This is a genomic window from Streptomyces sp. NPDC057565 (assembly GCF_042801455.1).
Lineage (GTDB): Bacteria > Actinomycetota > Actinomycetes > Streptomycetales > Streptomycetaceae > Streptomyces > Streptomyces yanii.
Genome location: NZ_JBHVFU010000001.1, coordinates 432,368 through 447,740 on the forward strand (window position 1 = coordinate 432,368; position 15,373 = coordinate 447,740).

General features: G+C 69.0%; 16 protein-coding genes. 3 read left to right on the top strand and 13 right to left on the bottom strand.

Annotated elements, in window-relative coordinates; translation table 11 throughout:
• Nucleotides 1–394: 394 nt before the first annotated feature.
• Both ACFU8W_RS01835 and ACFU8W_RS01840 read right to left on the bottom strand, forming a co-directional pair.
• Complete coding sequence (locus ACFU8W_RS01835; protein ID WP_384031296.1) at nt 395–1,537, bottom strand: ROK family transcriptional regulator; 1,143 nt, start codon at nt 1,535–1,537, stop codon at nt 395–397.
• A gap of 441 nt (nt 1,538–1,978) precedes the next feature.
• The gene (locus ACFU8W_RS01840; RefSeq protein ID WP_384031298.1) at nt 1,979–2,557 is read right to left on the bottom strand and encodes a hypothetical protein; all 579 of its coding nucleotides are present in this window, start codon (nt 2,555–2,557) and stop codon (nt 1,979–1,981) included.
• Between ACFU8W_RS01840 and ACFU8W_RS01845 the strand changes: the two genes are divergently transcribed.
• Nucleotides 2,547–3,215, top strand: coding sequence for a hypothetical protein (locus tag ACFU8W_RS01845; protein WP_384031300.1), 669 nt, complete (start codon nt 2,547–2,549; stop codon nt 3,213–3,215). The two genes, ACFU8W_RS01840 and ACFU8W_RS01845, sit on opposite strands and share 11 nt — an antisense overlap.
• A gap of 142 nt (nt 3,216–3,357) precedes the next feature.
• Nucleotides 3,358–3,741 carry a VOC family protein gene (locus tag ACFU8W_RS01850; RefSeq protein WP_345519258.1) on the top strand — a complete coding sequence of 128 codons (384 nt, stop codon included), beginning with the start codon at nt 3,358–3,360 and terminating at the stop codon, nt 3,739–3,741.
• Between the two features lie 44 nt (nt 3,742–3,785).
• Here ACFU8W_RS01850 and ACFU8W_RS01855 read toward each other — a convergent pair whose 3' ends face one another.
• From ACFU8W_RS01855 to ACFU8W_RS01905, 11 genes are all read right to left on the bottom strand, one after another.
• Nucleotides 3,786–4,643 carry an amidohydrolase family protein gene (locus ACFU8W_RS01855; RefSeq protein WP_384031303.1) on the bottom strand — a complete coding sequence of 286 codons (858 nt, stop codon included), beginning with the start codon at nt 4,641–4,643 and terminating at the stop codon, nt 3,786–3,788.
• On the bottom strand, nt 4,640–5,077 hold the full coding sequence (locus ACFU8W_RS01860) for a heterodisulfide reductase-related iron-sulfur binding cluster (RefSeq protein WP_384031305.1): 438 nt from the start codon (nt 5,075–5,077) through the stop codon (nt 4,640–4,642). Before ACFU8W_RS01860 ends, ACFU8W_RS01855 begins: the two co-directional genes overlap by 4 nt.
• Complete coding sequence (locus ACFU8W_RS01865; protein WP_384031307.1) at nt 5,068–6,072, bottom strand: aldo/keto reductase; 1,005 nt, start codon at nt 6,070–6,072, stop codon at nt 5,068–5,070. The genes ACFU8W_RS01860 and ACFU8W_RS01865 overlap by 10 nt, the downstream gene beginning before the upstream one ends.
• Nucleotides 6,073–6,086: 14 nt before the next feature.
• Nucleotides 6,087–6,845 carry an SDR family NAD(P)-dependent oxidoreductase gene (locus tag ACFU8W_RS01870; RefSeq protein WP_384031309.1) on the bottom strand — a complete coding sequence of 253 codons (759 nt, stop codon included), beginning with the start codon at nt 6,843–6,845 and terminating at the stop codon, nt 6,087–6,089.
• Nucleotides 6,846–6,932: 87 nt separating this feature from the next.
• Complete coding sequence (locus ACFU8W_RS01875) at nt 6,933–7,784, bottom strand: fumarylacetoacetate hydrolase family protein (protein ID WP_384031311.1); 852 nt, start codon at nt 7,782–7,784, stop codon at nt 6,933–6,935.
• Between the two features lie 112 nt (nt 7,785–7,896).
• Complete coding sequence (locus ACFU8W_RS01880) at nt 7,897–8,220, bottom strand: L-rhamnose mutarotase (RefSeq protein WP_384031313.1); 324 nt, start codon at nt 8,218–8,220, stop codon at nt 7,897–7,899.
• A 22-nt stretch (nt 8,221–8,242) separates the two neighbouring features.
• A complete protein-coding gene (locus tag ACFU8W_RS01885; RefSeq protein WP_384031315.1) occupies nt 8,243–9,772 on the bottom strand; it encodes a sugar ABC transporter ATP-binding protein in 1,530 nt (509 codons plus the stop codon).
• Complete coding sequence (locus ACFU8W_RS01890; protein ID WP_384031317.1) at nt 9,769–10,833, bottom strand: ABC transporter permease; 1,065 nt, start codon at nt 10,831–10,833, stop codon at nt 9,769–9,771. Before ACFU8W_RS01890 ends, ACFU8W_RS01885 begins: the two co-directional genes overlap by 4 nt.
• Complete coding sequence (locus ACFU8W_RS01895; RefSeq protein ID WP_384031319.1) at nt 10,830–11,936, bottom strand: ABC transporter permease; 1,107 nt, start codon at nt 11,934–11,936, stop codon at nt 10,830–10,832. The genes ACFU8W_RS01890 and ACFU8W_RS01895 overlap by 4 nt, the downstream gene beginning before the upstream one ends.
• Nucleotides 11,933–13,021 carry a mandelate racemase/muconate lactonizing enzyme family protein gene (locus ACFU8W_RS01900; RefSeq protein ID WP_384031321.1) on the bottom strand — a complete coding sequence of 363 codons (1,089 nt, stop codon included), beginning with the start codon at nt 13,019–13,021 and terminating at the stop codon, nt 11,933–11,935. The genes ACFU8W_RS01895 and ACFU8W_RS01900 overlap by 4 nt, the downstream gene beginning before the upstream one ends.
• 80 nt (nt 13,022–13,101) lie before the next feature.
• Nucleotides 13,102–14,172 (bottom strand): sugar ABC transporter substrate-binding protein, encoded by a 1,071-nt coding sequence (locus tag ACFU8W_RS01905; RefSeq protein WP_384031323.1) that lies wholly within the window; start codon nt 14,170–14,172, stop codon nt 13,102–13,104.
• A gap of 300 nt (nt 14,173–14,472) precedes the next feature.
• On the opposite strand from ACFU8W_RS01905, the gene ACFU8W_RS01910 reads away from it, so the two are divergent.
• Entirely contained in the window at nt 14,473–15,192 is a 720-nt protein-coding gene (locus tag ACFU8W_RS01910) for a GntR family transcriptional regulator (RefSeq protein WP_384031324.1), read from the top strand.
• Nucleotides 15,193–15,373: the final 181 nt, after the last annotated feature.

Sequence of the window (15,373 nt, forward strand, 5' to 3'; positions counted from 1 at the left end):
CCGTGGTCCGCGATGCCGCCTCCTGCACCCGCGGCCTGGAGCAACTGCCCGGGAGCCCGTCAGTCCGACCGCGCCCGCTTCACCTTCCTGCGCTTCGTCGACAGCGTTGCCCTAAGAGACGGATTCGGGCAACTCGACGAAGAGCATCGGGTGTTTGCGGGTCAGTCGGAGTAGGCGCACCGGAATCCGATGTGACCGGCGGAGCTGTCGGGAGCGTTGGAGGTGCGGGCGGCGACCCGGTAGCGGTTGCAGGAGTGGGTGGGACAGCGCATCAGGCCGGGCCGCGGGAGGAAGTGGCGGAAAGTTCTCGGCAGCGCTTTTTCCAGGATCGGATCATATTCAGAGAAGGTCTGGCTCACAAGAGGTAGGTGGTTTGTCACCGCCGACCATTGCCTCACGTGCTTGTCGTCCCGTCCCGAAGCAGTAGGGTCACCGCCCCGAGGGCCGCGGCGTTGACTCCCAGATCCGCCTGCACAACATCCACCCGTTCCGCCGCACGCGGCAGGGTCAGCCGGCTGATCGCCTGGCGGATCGGGTCCAGGACCAGCGACCCCAGCTGCGCCAACTCCCCTCCCACCACGATCCGCGACGGATCCAGTTGCGCCGCAGTTCCGGCAAGTACCCGGCCCAGCCGGTCGGCAGCGGTGGAGACCACTCGGGTCGCCGTCGGGGAAAGGTTGCGCACGGCGGCGATCAGGGCATCCAGGTCGGCCAGGGCAAGACCCTGTCGGGCGCACTGTTCCAGCAGTGCCGCGCCTCCGGCGACCCCTTCGAGGCAGCCCCGGCCACCGCAGTGGCAGGGCTTCCCGTTGGGATCAACGCTCACATGGCCGATCTCGCCCGCGCGCCCGTGCGCCCCGGTCACAGCTCGACCGCTGACCACCAAGCCGCCGCCGATTCCGGTGGACCAGCGCACATACACAAGATCCTCCACCGAGCGTCCCGCGCCCCAGGTCGCCTCGGCCAGGGCCTCGGCGCGGGAGTTGTTGCCCAGCACCACCGGCACCCCGAACTCCTCGGCCATGCACGTCCGCAGCGCTTCGATCTCCTCGGGCTTCCACTCGACGCCCACGAGTCCGACGAGGCCCGCGCCGATCGCGGTCAGTGTCGACGGGGCGACCGCCGCCTCATCGGCCGTCCGTCGCAGCAGGTCCGCCGCCGCGGGGGCCACTATGTCGGCGCGCACCGCGGAAGGCAGGTCGTGCATGCCGCTGGCCACCACCTCGTGCGAGGTGTTGACGATGACGAGGCGCATCCGGTTGCGGCCGATGTCGAACCCCGCGTACAGGCCGGCGGAGGGATTGAGCACGACCCGGGTCGCCGGCCGACCGCGGCCGCGCCCTGCGGTGTCGTCGGCGCTCTGCTCGACCAGGACGCCGCCTTCGAGGAGTCCGGCGACGATGCTGAACAGCGTGGTTTTGGGCAGGCCGGTGCGCCGGCTCAGCTCTGCGCGGCTGAGCGCACCCGATCGGCGAAGCTCTGCGAGAACCAGATCATCGTAGGCCGACCTGTTGCGGCGGGCAGGAGTAGTAGTCACCGCAGCATGATGCGCTCTTGTTCGTTATTCGGGCAAAGTCTGGAAGAAATCACCGCTGCCGCGGCAGGGGCCTCCGAGTGCAGCGAGTCGTGCTTCCGTAGTGGCGGACGGGTCCGGGTGAACACACTCCGTCCGTCCTGACCAATACCCGCGTGGCACCGCTGATGCGCAGGTCGCCGTGGGTCTGGGAACGGGAAGCGACGGCCGGGCGCGGGGGCCGCGACTGGGAGGGACCGGGCCGGCTGCAACCGTCCAAGAAGGGATTCCGGTGTAGACCTCTTGTCGTCGCCCCGCACTCAATACGATCTGTTTTCGGAATAATTTTTGATCCTGTTCCGTCACTGCCTCGCCGCACACATCGCGGGACCCCGCACCGTCCGACGCTCGTACGAGCCTCCGCTGCAGACAGTGACATCACACGCCACCGGCGCAAGACGCCGGTCAGGCCTGTACCCCCGCATCCATGACACGCAATGCCCGACACCAGGAGGCGTCATGCAGCACCTCAAGCGTCGAACGTTCCTTGTCGGCGTGACCGGAGCCGTCGTCATGACAACCGTCGGGACGCCGGCCCGGGCCTCGGACGACAGCGGCACCGTGGTCGCGTTCCCGCTCGTGCACGGCGGCCTCGGCAAGGCGACGGTGCTGTGGTGGGGCGGCGCCACCGCACGCTTCGCGGCCTCTGAACTGGCCGACTACGTGGAGAAGATGAGCGGTGCCCGCCTTCGGATCCTGCGTGCACAGCCCCAACAGCAGCCGCAGACGGCAACCTCCGGAGTGCTCGTGCTCCCCGGCAGTCAACGCCAGGCAACCGCCTTCCCGCAGGTGTTGCTGACCGAGGCCGACACACGGCTGCGCGACCAGGCCACCGACACCTACCTGCTCAGCGCCGCGCCGCTCGGTGTACTGCTGGGCGGGGTGGGCGACCGAGGCGTGGTGCACGCGACATACGCGCTGCTGGAGCAGCTCGGAGTCGGTTTCTTCGCACCGCAGTTCAGCTACTACCAGGGTGCCGCGCACCGCGGACGACCCGGACGTCCTCAATACGCCCGGTCAAGCGACGGCCCTGCGGACCAAGTACCAGGCTGCCGCGGCCGACGTCGCCGCGGCGCGAGCGAAGACCGACCGGAGCAGTGCCGCCGCGATCGTCCTCGACCGGCTCGCCTGGGGCTGCGAACTCGCCCTGGCCGACATCGACATCACGCGGTACACCCAGGTCGGCGATCAGGCGGGCAAGCAGCAGGCGATGGCCCTCTACCGCCGACTGACCCAGCGGCACCGCTTCAACGGCATCCAGCTCGAATCGGCCTACACGACCCCTCGCTACGGCGAACAGGTCACCCGGCAGCAGATTGCCAAGGAGTACCGCTCCCCGGCGTGGGGCTACCTGCCGCAGATCCGGTTCAGCGTGCAGCAGGGGGCCTCCGTCGATGTGACGATCACGGCGCAGGATGTCGACTTCCAGGGGCACGACGTGGAGTGGACACTCACTACGCCCCAGGGACTCACGGCCGAGCGCACCCAGGGCCGTCTGCGAGCCTCGGGCCCGCTCGAGGCTTCGGAAACGGTCCGCCTGAGCGTCGGCACCGACGTCGCACCTGGGAACTACGCCGTCGCCTTTGCCGAAGACGGCCGGGAACTGACGTCAGCTCAGTGCGCCGTCACTGTGTCCCGGTAGCAACCTGCCGGCCATCCCCGACCCGGCGACCCACCGGATCACCATGGACACCGAGCACCCGGCGTGGTTCCCGCTGTCCACAACGACGAGCACCGACGCAACTCGGTGGCGTTCGGCGTGGAGATCAGGAAGGCTCGCGCGCATGATCTCGGTATTGCAGAACATAGCGATCGACTGTGCGGATGCCTACGAGCTGGCCCGGTTCTGGAGCAATGTGACTGGTCGTCCGCAGCATCCGGAGGACAGGCCGGGTGCCCGCGAGACTCAGGTGCTGCTGGCGGAGGGCCCGGTGCTGCACTTCAACCAGGTGCCCGAGGCCAAGACGATCAAGAACCGGATCCATCTGTGTTTGCGCCCTGAGACCTCGCGTGATCAGGAGGTGGACCGGCTGCTGGGTCTCGGTGCCACCTTTGTCGCCGATCACCGGAATCCCGATGGTTCAGGCTGGGTCATCCTTGCTGATCCCGAAGGTAACGAATTCTGCGTTCTGCGCAGTGAGTCCGACCGAGCCGCCATGAATTCCTGACGCTCACGCCCCGTCCTGGCGGGTTTCGTATTCGCTCTCTGTCGCTACCCGCCGAGGTTGTAGACGCGCATCGCGTTCAGGCGGAAGAGGGCGTCCTTCTCGACCGGGCTGAGCGAGTCGGTGAGTCGGTCCGTGATGCGCACGACCTCGCTGTAGCCGGCTTCCAGCGTCGATACCGGCCAGTCGGAGCCGAAAAGCAGACGCTGGGGTCCGAATGCCTCCAGCGCGGTCTCGACGTAGGGCTGAAGGTCCTCGATCCGCCAACTGCCGGGGACGGCTTCGGTGAGCAGGCCGGAGAGTTTGCACACGGTGTTGGGCAGCGCGGCGAACTTCCGGAGGTCGTTCGACCAGGGATCGAGCGCGCCGGTGGCGATGGGGGGCTTGCCCAGGTGGTCGAGGACGAAGGTCAGCCCGGTCAGGCCGGCCGCTGCGGCGACGGCGGCGGGCAGTTGGTGCGGCTTGACGACGAGGTCGTAGGCGAGACCGGAAGCAGCGACGGCGAGCAGACCGCGCCGGACGTCCGGGCGCAGCAGCCAGTGCGGGTCCGGCTCCTCCTGAACCTGGTGCCGGATACCCACCAGCCTGTCCCCGCCCGGTTGTTCGCGGAGCCTGTCAAGGGCGTCGGCGACGTCCGGGGCGGTGAGATCGATCCAGCCGACCACCCCGGCGACGAGTCCGCCCTCGGTGGCCAGGGCCAGCAGCTCGGGGGTCTCCGCCGGCACGGTGACGGTCTGCACCACGACGGTGGCGGTGACCCCCGCTGCGCGGGCCTCGGGCTCGAGGTCGGCGACGGCGAAGGACCGGTTCAGCGGGGCGAGGTCCTCACCTGTGATCCAGCCCTGCGGCCGGACCTTCAGGTCCCAGACATGGTGGTGTGCGTCGATGATCCGGCGGTCGGTCACAGTTCCTCCGTGGTGACGGTGATGAGGTCCAGAGTGCGGGGACCGTGGATGCCGTCCACGTCGGTTACCTGCAACATGTCGGTGAGGAACTCGGTGAGTTCGTGGACCCGCGGGACCGGATCGGAGACCTCGTACCGGAGCGCGGCGTCGCCGTATTCCTCGGTCGGCGTCGAGTGGTTCTCCCTCACCATTTTGGCGCAGGAGGCGGACGGGGTGACGACGGCGTCGTAGTGCCGGAAGGTCCGCGCGAACCGGGCTACCAGCGGCACGGTGTCCGGGCGGTGGCCGGTGGTGACATGCATCTGGCCGCAGCAGGTCTGCTCCAGCGGGAACTCCACCGTGTGGCCGCGCCGTTCGAGCAGACTGACACCGGCTCGGCCGGTTCCGGGGAAGAGCGTGTCGTTGAAACAGGTGACGAACAGCGCTATGCGCATGGCGGCTGGTCTCTTTGCGGGAAGGGCAGGTGGTCGGGCAGCAGGCCTGCGGTCCGCAGCTCCTGCCAGAGCGCGTCCGGGATGTCCAGGCTGAGCAGCCGGGCGGCGTCGGCGACCTCCTCGGCCGACCGGGCACCGATCAGCACGCCGGCGACGGCCTGCGGGGCGAGGGCGAATCGGACTGCCGCCGCGCGCAGCGGCACGCCATGGCGCTCGCAGATGGTCTGCATCCGCAGGGCGCGGTCGACGAGTTCGGGTGGGGCAGCGGCGTAGTCGAAGGTGGCCCCGGGCCTCGGGTTTGCCAGGACTCCGGAGTTGAAGACGCCACCCACGACGACCGACACGGCGCGCCGGGCCGCCTCGGGCAGCAGCTCGGCCATCGCACCCTGGTCGAGCAGGGTGTACCGTCCGGCCAGCAGCACAGCGTCGATGTCGGTGTCGCGGACGAAGCGGGCCAGTATCTCGGACCGGTTCATGCCGACGCCGATCGCGCGCACCACGCCCTCCGCGCGCAGCTGTTCAAGTGCCGGGTAGGCCTGGCCGATGGCCTCGGCGAAGTGGTCGTCGGGGTCGTGCAGATGGACGATGTCCACGCGGTCCAGACCGAGCCGTTGCAGGCTGGCCTCCAGGCTGCGCCGCACGCCGTCGGCGCTGAAGTCCCACACCCGGCGGTGGGTCGCCGGCACGGCGAAGCCGTGGGCGAGATCGTCACCTGCCGGGTGTGGAACGGGTTTCAGCAGCCTGCCGACCTTGGTGGCGACGGTGTACTCCGCCCGGGGGCGGTCGCGCAGGGCCGCGCCCAGGCGGCGCTCGGAGAGGCCGAGTCCGTAGTGGGGTGCGGTGTCGAAGGAGCGGATGCCCGCCGCCCAGGCCGCCTGGACCGTCCGGGCGGCGGACTCGTCCGTGACCGGGGCGAAGAGGTTGCCGATCCCGGCGGCCCCGAAGGACAGCCGGGTGACCGTCGCGGTGCTGCGGCCGAGCTGTGCTTGTCGCATGGCGGTATCCCTCCTCATCGGGTGCTCGGCCGCAGTCGCAGGCCGGCCATGCCGCCGTCCACCGCGACGGCCGTGCCGGTGACGGAGGCCGCGGCGGGCGAGGCGAGGTAGGTGACAGCGGCGGCCACCTCCTCGGCGGTGACCAGGCGGCCGTGGGGCTGGCGGGCGTCGAGTGCGGCGCGTTCGGCCTCCGGGTCCTCGGCGGCGTCGAGCAGGCGCCCAACCCACGGGGTGTCCACCGTTCCGGGGTTGACGCAGTTGACCCTGATGCCCTCGCGGACATGGTCGGCGGCCATGGCACGCGTGAGCGACAGCACCGCGCCCTTGCTCGCCGAGTACAGCGCGCGCTGCGGCAGTCCGGCGGTGGCGGCGATCGAGCAGGTGTTGACCACCGAGGCGTGGTCCGAGCGGCGCAGGTACGGCAGGGCGGCCCGAGTGGTGCGGACGATGCCCAGGACGTTGACGTCCAGGACGCGGTGCCACTGGTCGTCGGGGTTGTCCTCCACCGTCCCGGCTGCGCCGATGCCGGCGTTGTTGACGAGGATGTCGACCCCGCCCAAGGCCTCGGCCGCCTGCTGGACGGCCGCGCGTACCGAGGCGTCGTCGCCGACGTCGGCGGTGAAGCCGACCAGGGGCTCGCTCACCGTTTCCGGGGCGAGGTCGAGGACGGCCACCCGCGCGCCGCGCTCGGCGAGCAGGGTGGCGGTGGCGAGGCCGATGCCGGAGGCGCCGCCGGTGACGAGCGCGGTGAGCCCGTCAAGATCCTTGGTCATGCTGCGACCTCTCCGTCGGGATGATGATTGACCATCAGGTTTCTTTGCTGTGGAAGCAGTCTTGTGAGCAGCGGCAGGTGCCGGCTGTCACGCGCTGATGAAGGTCTGGCGCTGGGTGCCGAGGCCGTCGATGGACAGCTCCACCACATCGCCCGCGCGCAGGTACGGGGTCCCCGGAAGGCCGAGGGCCACACCGGCCGGCGTTCCGGTGTTGATCACGTCGCCCGGCCGGAGCACCATGTACTGGCTCAGATAGCAGACGAGGTAGTGGACGCCGAAGATCATGTTCTTGGTGTCGCCGTCCTGGCGTACTTCGCCGTTGACGGCCAGCCGCAGGCCGAGCGCCTGCGGGTCGCCGACCTCGTCCTGGGTCACCAGCCAGGGGCCCAGCGGGTTGAAGGTCTCGCAGGACTTGCCGAGGTCCCACTGGGCGGAGTACTCGAGCTGGAATTCACGCTCGGAGACGTCATTGCTGATGGCATAGCCGGCGATGCACTCCGCGGCCTCGTCGGGGTCGGCCAGGTAGCGGGCCTCCTTGCCGATGACGACCGCAAGTTCGACCTCCCAGTCGGTCTTCACCGAGCCGCGGGGGATCAGCACCCGGTCGTACGGCCCGACCACGGTTGCCGGGTCCTTCATGAAGACCACCGGCCGTTCGGGGACGGCGGCCCCGGTCTCCTCCGCGTGATCGCGGTAGTTGAGGCCGACGCAGACGACCTTGCCGGGACCGGCGATCGGCGCGCCGATCCGCAGGCCCGTTGTCTCGAGTACGGGCAGCCCGCCCTGGGCCAGGGCGTCGCGTACCCGGTCGAGTCCGCCGGAGGCGAGGAATGCCCCGTCGATGTCACGGGTCAGGCCCGAAAGGGCGAACGCGCGGCCGTCGTCGCCGAGGACGGCCGGGACCTCCTCGCCGGGTGCGCCGAGACGCAGCAGCTTCATGTCGTACCTTCCAGTGGTGCGGAGGCCGGGCCTCCATGGCTCGCATGCCTCTGTCTGCATGCATCGGGTGAATGTGCGGGGCCTTGGTGGCCGAACGGTCGGGCACGGTCAGCTACTCCATGAGGAATACCTGTTCCATCTCCGTCCACCACTCGCCCTCGCGCGCTGTCGACAGTTGTCGCTGGCACTGGTCGGTGAGCTTCCACCACTCCTGTGTCACCGGGTCCCTGGCGATCGAGGCCATGTCAGCGGCGAAGTCGTCGCCCCGGTACTCGAAGTAGGCGAACAGCAATCCGTCGTTGTGGAAGATGGAGTAGTTCGTGATGTGATGCGCCTGCAACGCTGCCAGGACACCGGGCCACGGCTCGGCGTGCAGCCGCTTGTACTCCTCCAGCTTTTCGGGCCTCGCTGCGATGACCATGCCGAATCTGCGCATGGATGGATTCACCACTTCTCTGTCATGCGGCCGGTCGGTCGACGTGGTGCACGAGGCCGATCACGGCTTGGCTCGTCTCGGCGTAGTCGTGGCTGTTGTCGACGGTTCCGGTGACCTTGAAGTCCCGCATGACGACGATGCGGTCGGCGAGTGTCACCATCTCCGGCAGGTCGCTGGTGATCAGCAGGATCGCCATGCCCTCGGCGGCGAGCTGCCAGATCACTTGGTGGAAGGCGGCCTTGGTACGGATGTCGATGCCGACGGTGGGCTCGTCGATGATGAGGATCTCGGTGTCGGCGGCCAGCCACTTGGCCAGACTGACTTTTTGCTGGTTGCCGCCGGACAGCTGGCCGACGAGCTGTCCGGTTCCGGACGTCCTGATCCCCAGCCGCTCGGTGTACTCCTCGGCGAGAGAGCGTTCCCGCCGCCGGGCCACGTAGCCCAGAGCCCTGCGGATGCGGGGCCAGACCGTGGCTGCGATGTTCATCGTCAACGGCTGGTCGAGGAAGAGACCTTCCTCCTTGCGGTTCTCCGGGACGTAGCCGATGCGGTGGGTGTTGAGCGCCTGACCGACGTTGCCGATGCGGGCCTCCTGTCCGGCCACGAGGATCCGGCCGCCGGTGATCCGGTCCAGGCCCAGTACTGCCTTCGCCAACTCGGTACGCCCCGCGCCGACCAGGCCGTAGAGCCCGACGATCTCGCCGCGGCCCACGTCGAGGCTGACGTCGCGATGCCCGGACGCGGTGGAGACGGAGTCGAGTTCCAGCGCGGCCGGCCCCTCCTCGTCGCGGGTCCGCGGGGGGAACGTCACCTGCTGGTGGCTGCGGCCGACCATCAGTCCGACCACCTCGTCGCGGCTGTGCGCGGCCAGCGGGGCCGCTTCCAGCACCGACGCACCGTCGCGCAACACCGTGACGGTGTCGGCGACCGCGAAGACCTCCTCCAGCTTGTGGCTGACCAGCAGGATAGACGTGCCCTGGTCACGCAGTCGCCGGACCACCTCCAGCAGCCGGTCGGCCTCGGCCAGGGTCAGCGCCGAGGTCGGCTCGTCCAGCAGAAGGACGCGATTGTCCCCCGACAGTGCCTTGGCGATTTCCACGAGTTGCATCTGCGCGACCGACAGCTCCTTCACCGGGGTGTCGACGTCCAGGTCGAGGCCGATCAACTCGAGGCAGCGACGCGCGTCCTCGCGCATCCGGTCGCGGTCGACGAGCCCGCGGCGGGTGGGTGTGCGGTGCAGGGTGGTGTTCTCCGCGACGGAGAACTCGGGCACGAGATTGCGCTCCTGGTGGACGACACCGATGCCTGCCCTGACCGCGTCGAGCGGCGAGTGGAGCGTGATCTGACGGCCGGCCAGGGACAGGGTCCCTGCGTCGGGGCGGTGCACCCCGGTGAGGATCTTGATCAGGGTCGACTTCCCGGCGCCGTTCTCCCCGAGGAGAGCGTGGACCGAACCGGGGTCCATGCGCAGGGTGGCGCCGTCCAGGGCTCGGACCCCGGGGAACCGCTTGACCAGGCCTGCGGCGAGGAGTGCGGGCTTTCGTTCGGTCACGAGGGGCTCCCGGTGGTGTGCTGTTGCGGCGCGTCGGCGGCGGGACGCCGCGCGGCGCGGGCTCGTCGGGTCTCGCGGAGCCGACCGAGGATCACCGTGCCCAGGACGACCGCCCCGACGGTGAAGTTGACCCAGCTGGGGTCGAGTGAGTACTGCGCTCGGGCGACGTCGACGAGCCGGACCACGAAGGCCGCCAGGACCGTGCCGAGGACGGAGATCGCGCCGCCGGCGAGCGCGGCGCCTCCGATGATCGGCGCCGCGAAGCTGGGCAGGAGCCAGTCCACACCGATGCTGGTGTTCACCCCCGGTGCCGAGGCTGCGGTGAGCACCGCGGCGATGCCGACGACGAGCCCCGAGATGCTGTGCGCCAGGATGAGCGAGCGGTCGTTGGATATCCCCGACAGCCTCGCGGCCAGCGGGTTGCCCCCGCTTGCCAGCAGCCGCCGTCCGGCCGTGGCCCGGCGCAGGAAGAAGGCCAGGATCGCGGCGGTCGCCAGGGCGATCAGGAAGATCACCGGGACGTTGAGGAAGCTCGCGGATCCGAGCCTGCTGAGCGAGCTTTCAGGGAGGTCGATGGTGCGCGTCCCTGCGACCTTGTACTGCAGGCCGCCCAGGATCGTCATGGCGGCCAGGGTGACGATGAAGCCGTTGATCCGGGTGGTCACGACGAGCAGGCCGTTGGCCGCTCCGATGGCCGCACCTCCGGCCAGGGCAATGGCGACGGCGACGCCTGTGGGGACGCCGTGGTCGGCCATGAGCGCGCCGATGGAGACCGAGAGGAAGCCGCCCAGCGCGCCGACCGAGAGGTTCATCTGCCCGACGGCGAGGACGACGAGCTGGGCGAGCCCGATGAGGATCGGGACGGTCAGATAGACCAGGACACCGCGTACCGCGTTGCCGTGCAGCAAGCTGCCGTGCGAGCCGGCGACCAGCCCCGCGTACGCCAGGACGCTGACGACCGCGAGGGTCGCCTCCGTCGAGCGGCCGAGCCGCGGCAACCGCCGTACGCCCGCCCCGGGCATGCTCCGCGTGCTCATGTCGGGTGCTGTCTGGATGCTCATGAGGATGACACCGTCCTCCTGGTCGAGACCGCGGTCCTGATCCGTTCGGTGGAGAGCGCGAGAAGGAGGATCACGCCCAGGTAGATGTTGAGGTTCTCCAGGCCGACGCCGAGCGTGGTGAGCCCTTGGCGGATCACCTGGACCAGTGAGGTGCCGAGGAACGTGCCGATGACGGACACGACACCGCCGGTGAGCAGGGTGCCGCCGAGCACCGGCCCGAGGAAGGACGGGATCATGAACTCGCTGCCGATACCGGCGGTGAACGATCCGGAGGTGACGGCGAGCATGAATCCGGCCAGCCCGGCCAGCGTCCCGGAGAGGGCGTGCGCGGTGACGACCCGGCGTCCCGCCGGGATCCCGGAAAGGTTGGCGGCGGTGATGTTCGAGCCGACCACGAGCAGCTCGCGACCCAGCCGGGTCCGGCTGTAGAGGTAACCGACGAGCCCCATGGCCGCGAGGGTGAACAGCATCAGCTGCGGGACAGCCGGGGATCCGCAGACCTGGCCGACGCAGATATCGGCCAAGGAGTAGTCGCGCAGCTCCGCCATGCCCGCCGGCTTGGCCGTGAAGGCCGCCATGGTGGCGAACTGCGAGTAGACGAGGGACACCAGGCCGAGCAGGGCGAAGTCCATGGCCAGCGTCACCACGAAGGAGTTGACGCCGGTGGCGGTGATGATCCAGCCCGTCAGCGCGCCGATCGCGGCACCCGCGGCAAGTCCGATCACGAGGCCCACGTAGAGCGGCAGGTGCCAGTTCTGATAGGCCAAGCCCATGAACATCGCGGAGAACGCGGCCATCCGACCCACCGCAAGGTTCATGTGACCGATCGACAGCACGGCCAGCTGCGCGAGGCCCACCACCGTGATCGTCGCGATGTCCCGGAGCAGCGGGAAGACGACCAGCTGCTGGTCGAAGAACGCGCCGCGCATCGAGCCGAAGAGCACGACCAGGGCGGCGATCACCAGGAGCAGGCCCACTCGCTGAGCGAAGCCGGGCGAGCGTGGTGCGGAGCGGCGAGCCGACGACTGCTCTTCGGCTGAGTGCTCTTCGGCCGACCGCGGTTCGGCGGGCTGCTTGTTCTCGTCCACTCGGACCGTGGTCATGCCTTCCTCCGGTTGTCGATCTCGTCGAGGTCCCATGCGATGCCCAGGCCCGGGGCGTCGGGCGCGACCGCGTGCCCGTCCTCGACGAGCATCGGGCTGCGGGTGACGGCCCGGAGCTGGGGGATGTGTTCGACGTAGCGCCCGTTGGGGATCGCGGCGACCAGGCTCACGTGCAGCTCCATGAGGAAGTGCGGGCAGACGTCGACGTTGAAGGTCTCGGCGAGGTGGGCGACCTTCAGCCACGGCGTGATACCGCCGACCCGTGCCACGTCGACCTGCACGATGGACGCCGCGCCACGGGCGAGGTAGTCGCGGAACTGCGCGGCGGAGTAGAGGGATTCGCCCACCGCGACGGGTATCGAGGTCGACCGGGCGAGGGCGACGTGGCCCGCCACGTCATCGGCGGGCAGCGGCTCCTCGAACCAGGCGAGGCCGAGGGGCTCGAAGGCCGCGGCCCGCCGTCGGGCCTCGGCGTAGGTCATCGACTGGTTGGCGTCGACCATGATGTCGAGGCCCTGGCCCACCGCGTCGCGTACCGCGCTCAGCCGTTCGAGGTCCTGGTCGACGCGCTCCTTGCCGACCTTGAGCTTCACTCCCTGCCAGCCGGCGGCCTGCGAGGCGAGGGCTCCCTGCACCAGCTCCTCGGTCGACAGGTGCAGCCATCCGCCTTCGGTGTCGTAGAGCGGTACGCGTGGGCGGAAGCCGCCGGCCAGCTGCCACAGCGGCTCTCCGGCGCGCTTGCAACGCAGGTCCCACAGAGCGGTGTCGACCGCGGCCAGCGCGAGTGAGGTGATCGCGCCGACCGTGGTGGCCCGGGTGGAGGCGAACAGGTCGAACCAGATGTGCTCGATCTGGGCGGCGTCGGCGCCGATCAGCCGCGGCAGCAGGTGCTCGCGGAGCATCGCGAGCACAGACGTCCCGCCGGTGCCGATGGTGTACGAGTAGCCGGTGCCGGTACTGCCGTCGTCGATTGTCAGGTCGACGAAAACCGTCTCCTGCTTGAGGAACGCCTGGACAGCGTCGGTTCGAAGCGTCTCCACTTCGATGTCGGCCAGGTAGGCGGTAGCTTCGACGATCTTGGCCATGATTCTCATGTCCTTGGTTTCGGTGGCTGGAACCGTCCGGCGGTCCCGCGGGTCAGCCGGACGGCAGTGCGCGCTGCTGGTCAGGAGCAGGACAGGACGTCGGTCTTGAAGTCGCTGAGCAGCTGCTGGGTCTTGGCCTCACGCTCGGTGTCGTAGCCGGCGACGTTGGCGCGGGTGACGACGAAGGACCCGGAGTCGATCACCACACCGGGGGTGCGCACCGTGCATGCCTTGCTCTGAAGCCGACCGAGTGCCCACGCACCGACGTATGCCTGGCCGACCGGATTCTGGGTGACCGTTGCGGCGACCGAGCCGTTCTTGATGCCCGCGAGGATCTTCGGGTCGTCGTCGATGGCGATGACCTTGATCGGCAGGCCGGCGGCCTTCACTCCCGCGGCAGCCGCGACCGCCGGGTTGTAGGCGGTCGAGACGATCCCGTCGACCTTCGAGCCGTGACTGGTGAGCAGGTCCGAGACCGCCTTCTGCGCCGTCTGCAGGTCCTTGTCGGTGTCGGTGACGGTCGTCAGCAGCTTGACCTTGCCGTTGGTCTCGTCGACGGCTTTCTTCACCCCGGCGATCCGGCGCTGGGTGTTGGAGTCGACGTTGTTGCCGGTGAGGTGGACGAGAGTGCCGTGTCCGCCCATCGCGTCGATGGCTGCCTTCGCGGCCTTGTACGCGGCTTGCTCGACATCGGTCGACAGACAGAAGTCGGCCTTGTCGGCATCACCGGTCGGGCAGGAGCCCAGTGACCCGACCGCGAATCCCTTGGACTTCAGGTCGCTGAACGTGGCGTTGATGTCGGTCGGTGAGACCCCGAAGATACCGAAGGCGTTGTAGCCCTGCGCCGCCAGCGAGGTCAGCAGGCCGTTCTGCTTGTTCTGGTCCCACTCGGCCGTCTCGTTGAACGTCACGTCACCGAGCCCGAAGTCGGCCTTGGCCTTGGCGCCGGCGGCGCTCCACGGTTGGAAGTACGGGTGGGCTCCGCCCGGCACCAACGCGACCTTGACACTCGACGTCGCTGTCTTCGCGGCCGGCGTGGCCTGATCGCCGGCCGACGCCGAGCCCTTGGTGCTGCAGCCGGTGAGAGCCACCGCCAGTATCACGGATGCTCCGATGACGAGCCTCGCCTGGGGAATGAGCGAACGCTTCATGGTTCAGCTTCCTTACGATTCGATGGATCGTATATTTTTCGAGGAGCTTGGGCCTTCCGATCCCAGACCGTCAAGAGCCGTGACTCAATCGAGATGAAGGCTGCGGAACCGCCGGGGATCCTGGCTTCCACATAAGCATTTTCCTGCGAAGTGCGAGGGTTCCCCGGCTCGCTTCTCCGGGTGGAAGGCGTCCCGTGGGGGGCGTGTGTGCTCAGCACTCGTCCACGGCGCGGTTTCATTGATCGTATATGATCTTTGAGCTGGATAGAGTGAGAAGAGGCAGCGACACAAGGGGGCACGATGGCTTCGGCACCGGGACGCCTGATCCTGGCCGAGACGGTCTACGACATGATCCGGCAGCGGCTGGTCAGTCATGAGATCGAACCTGGGACCAAGCTCAACATCAACGGCCTTGCTGCCGAGTTGGACGTCTCGCCCACGCCTGTCCGCGAGGCGCTGGCGCGGCTGGAATCCGATGGCCTGGTGGTCAAGCGCTCCCTGGCCGGCTATACGGCGGCGCCGCTCATGACCAGCGCGGACTTCGGTGACCTGTTCGAGATGCGGTTGCTCCTGGAACCCGTCGCGGCGGCCCGGGCGGCCACCCGCATCACAGCCGACGACCTGCTCGCCCTTGAGGAGCACCTCCGCGAGATGCGCAGGGTGCAGCATGATGCGAGCCGGGAGACTCTGCGTCTCTTCTTCCTCCAGGACGCGCTGTTCCACGCCCGGATCGCGAACGCCGTCGGCAATGCGCTGATGGCTGACACGCTGCGGCGGTTTCATGCGCACGCGCACCTCTACCGACTCCACTTCCGTGAAGAGAGTGCCGAGGCGACGTGCGTGGAGCACGAGCGCATCCTGGAGGCGCTGCGCGAGGCGGACCCGGACATTTCAGCGGCGGCCATGCGCAGCCACATCCGGCGGGCCCGGCAGCGACTGCTGCCCGCGCTGGGCGATGCCGACCACGGCACCCCCGACATCGACCCGACGCAAGACGGTTCGTACGACGTCACCACCTGAACGCGAGGAGTGCGGGGATCTGCGGGCCCGGCCGCAGCTACGGCACGGCACCGTCCACAGATTCCCGAAGACTTCCGGTAGCGCCCGAGCGTCGGCTCCACCGCCGATCTGCGCGGCAGCAGGGCGGCCCGCCCCGTCGCAACGAGCCGGGGCGATGCTTTCGGCGACGTAGTACGTGCCG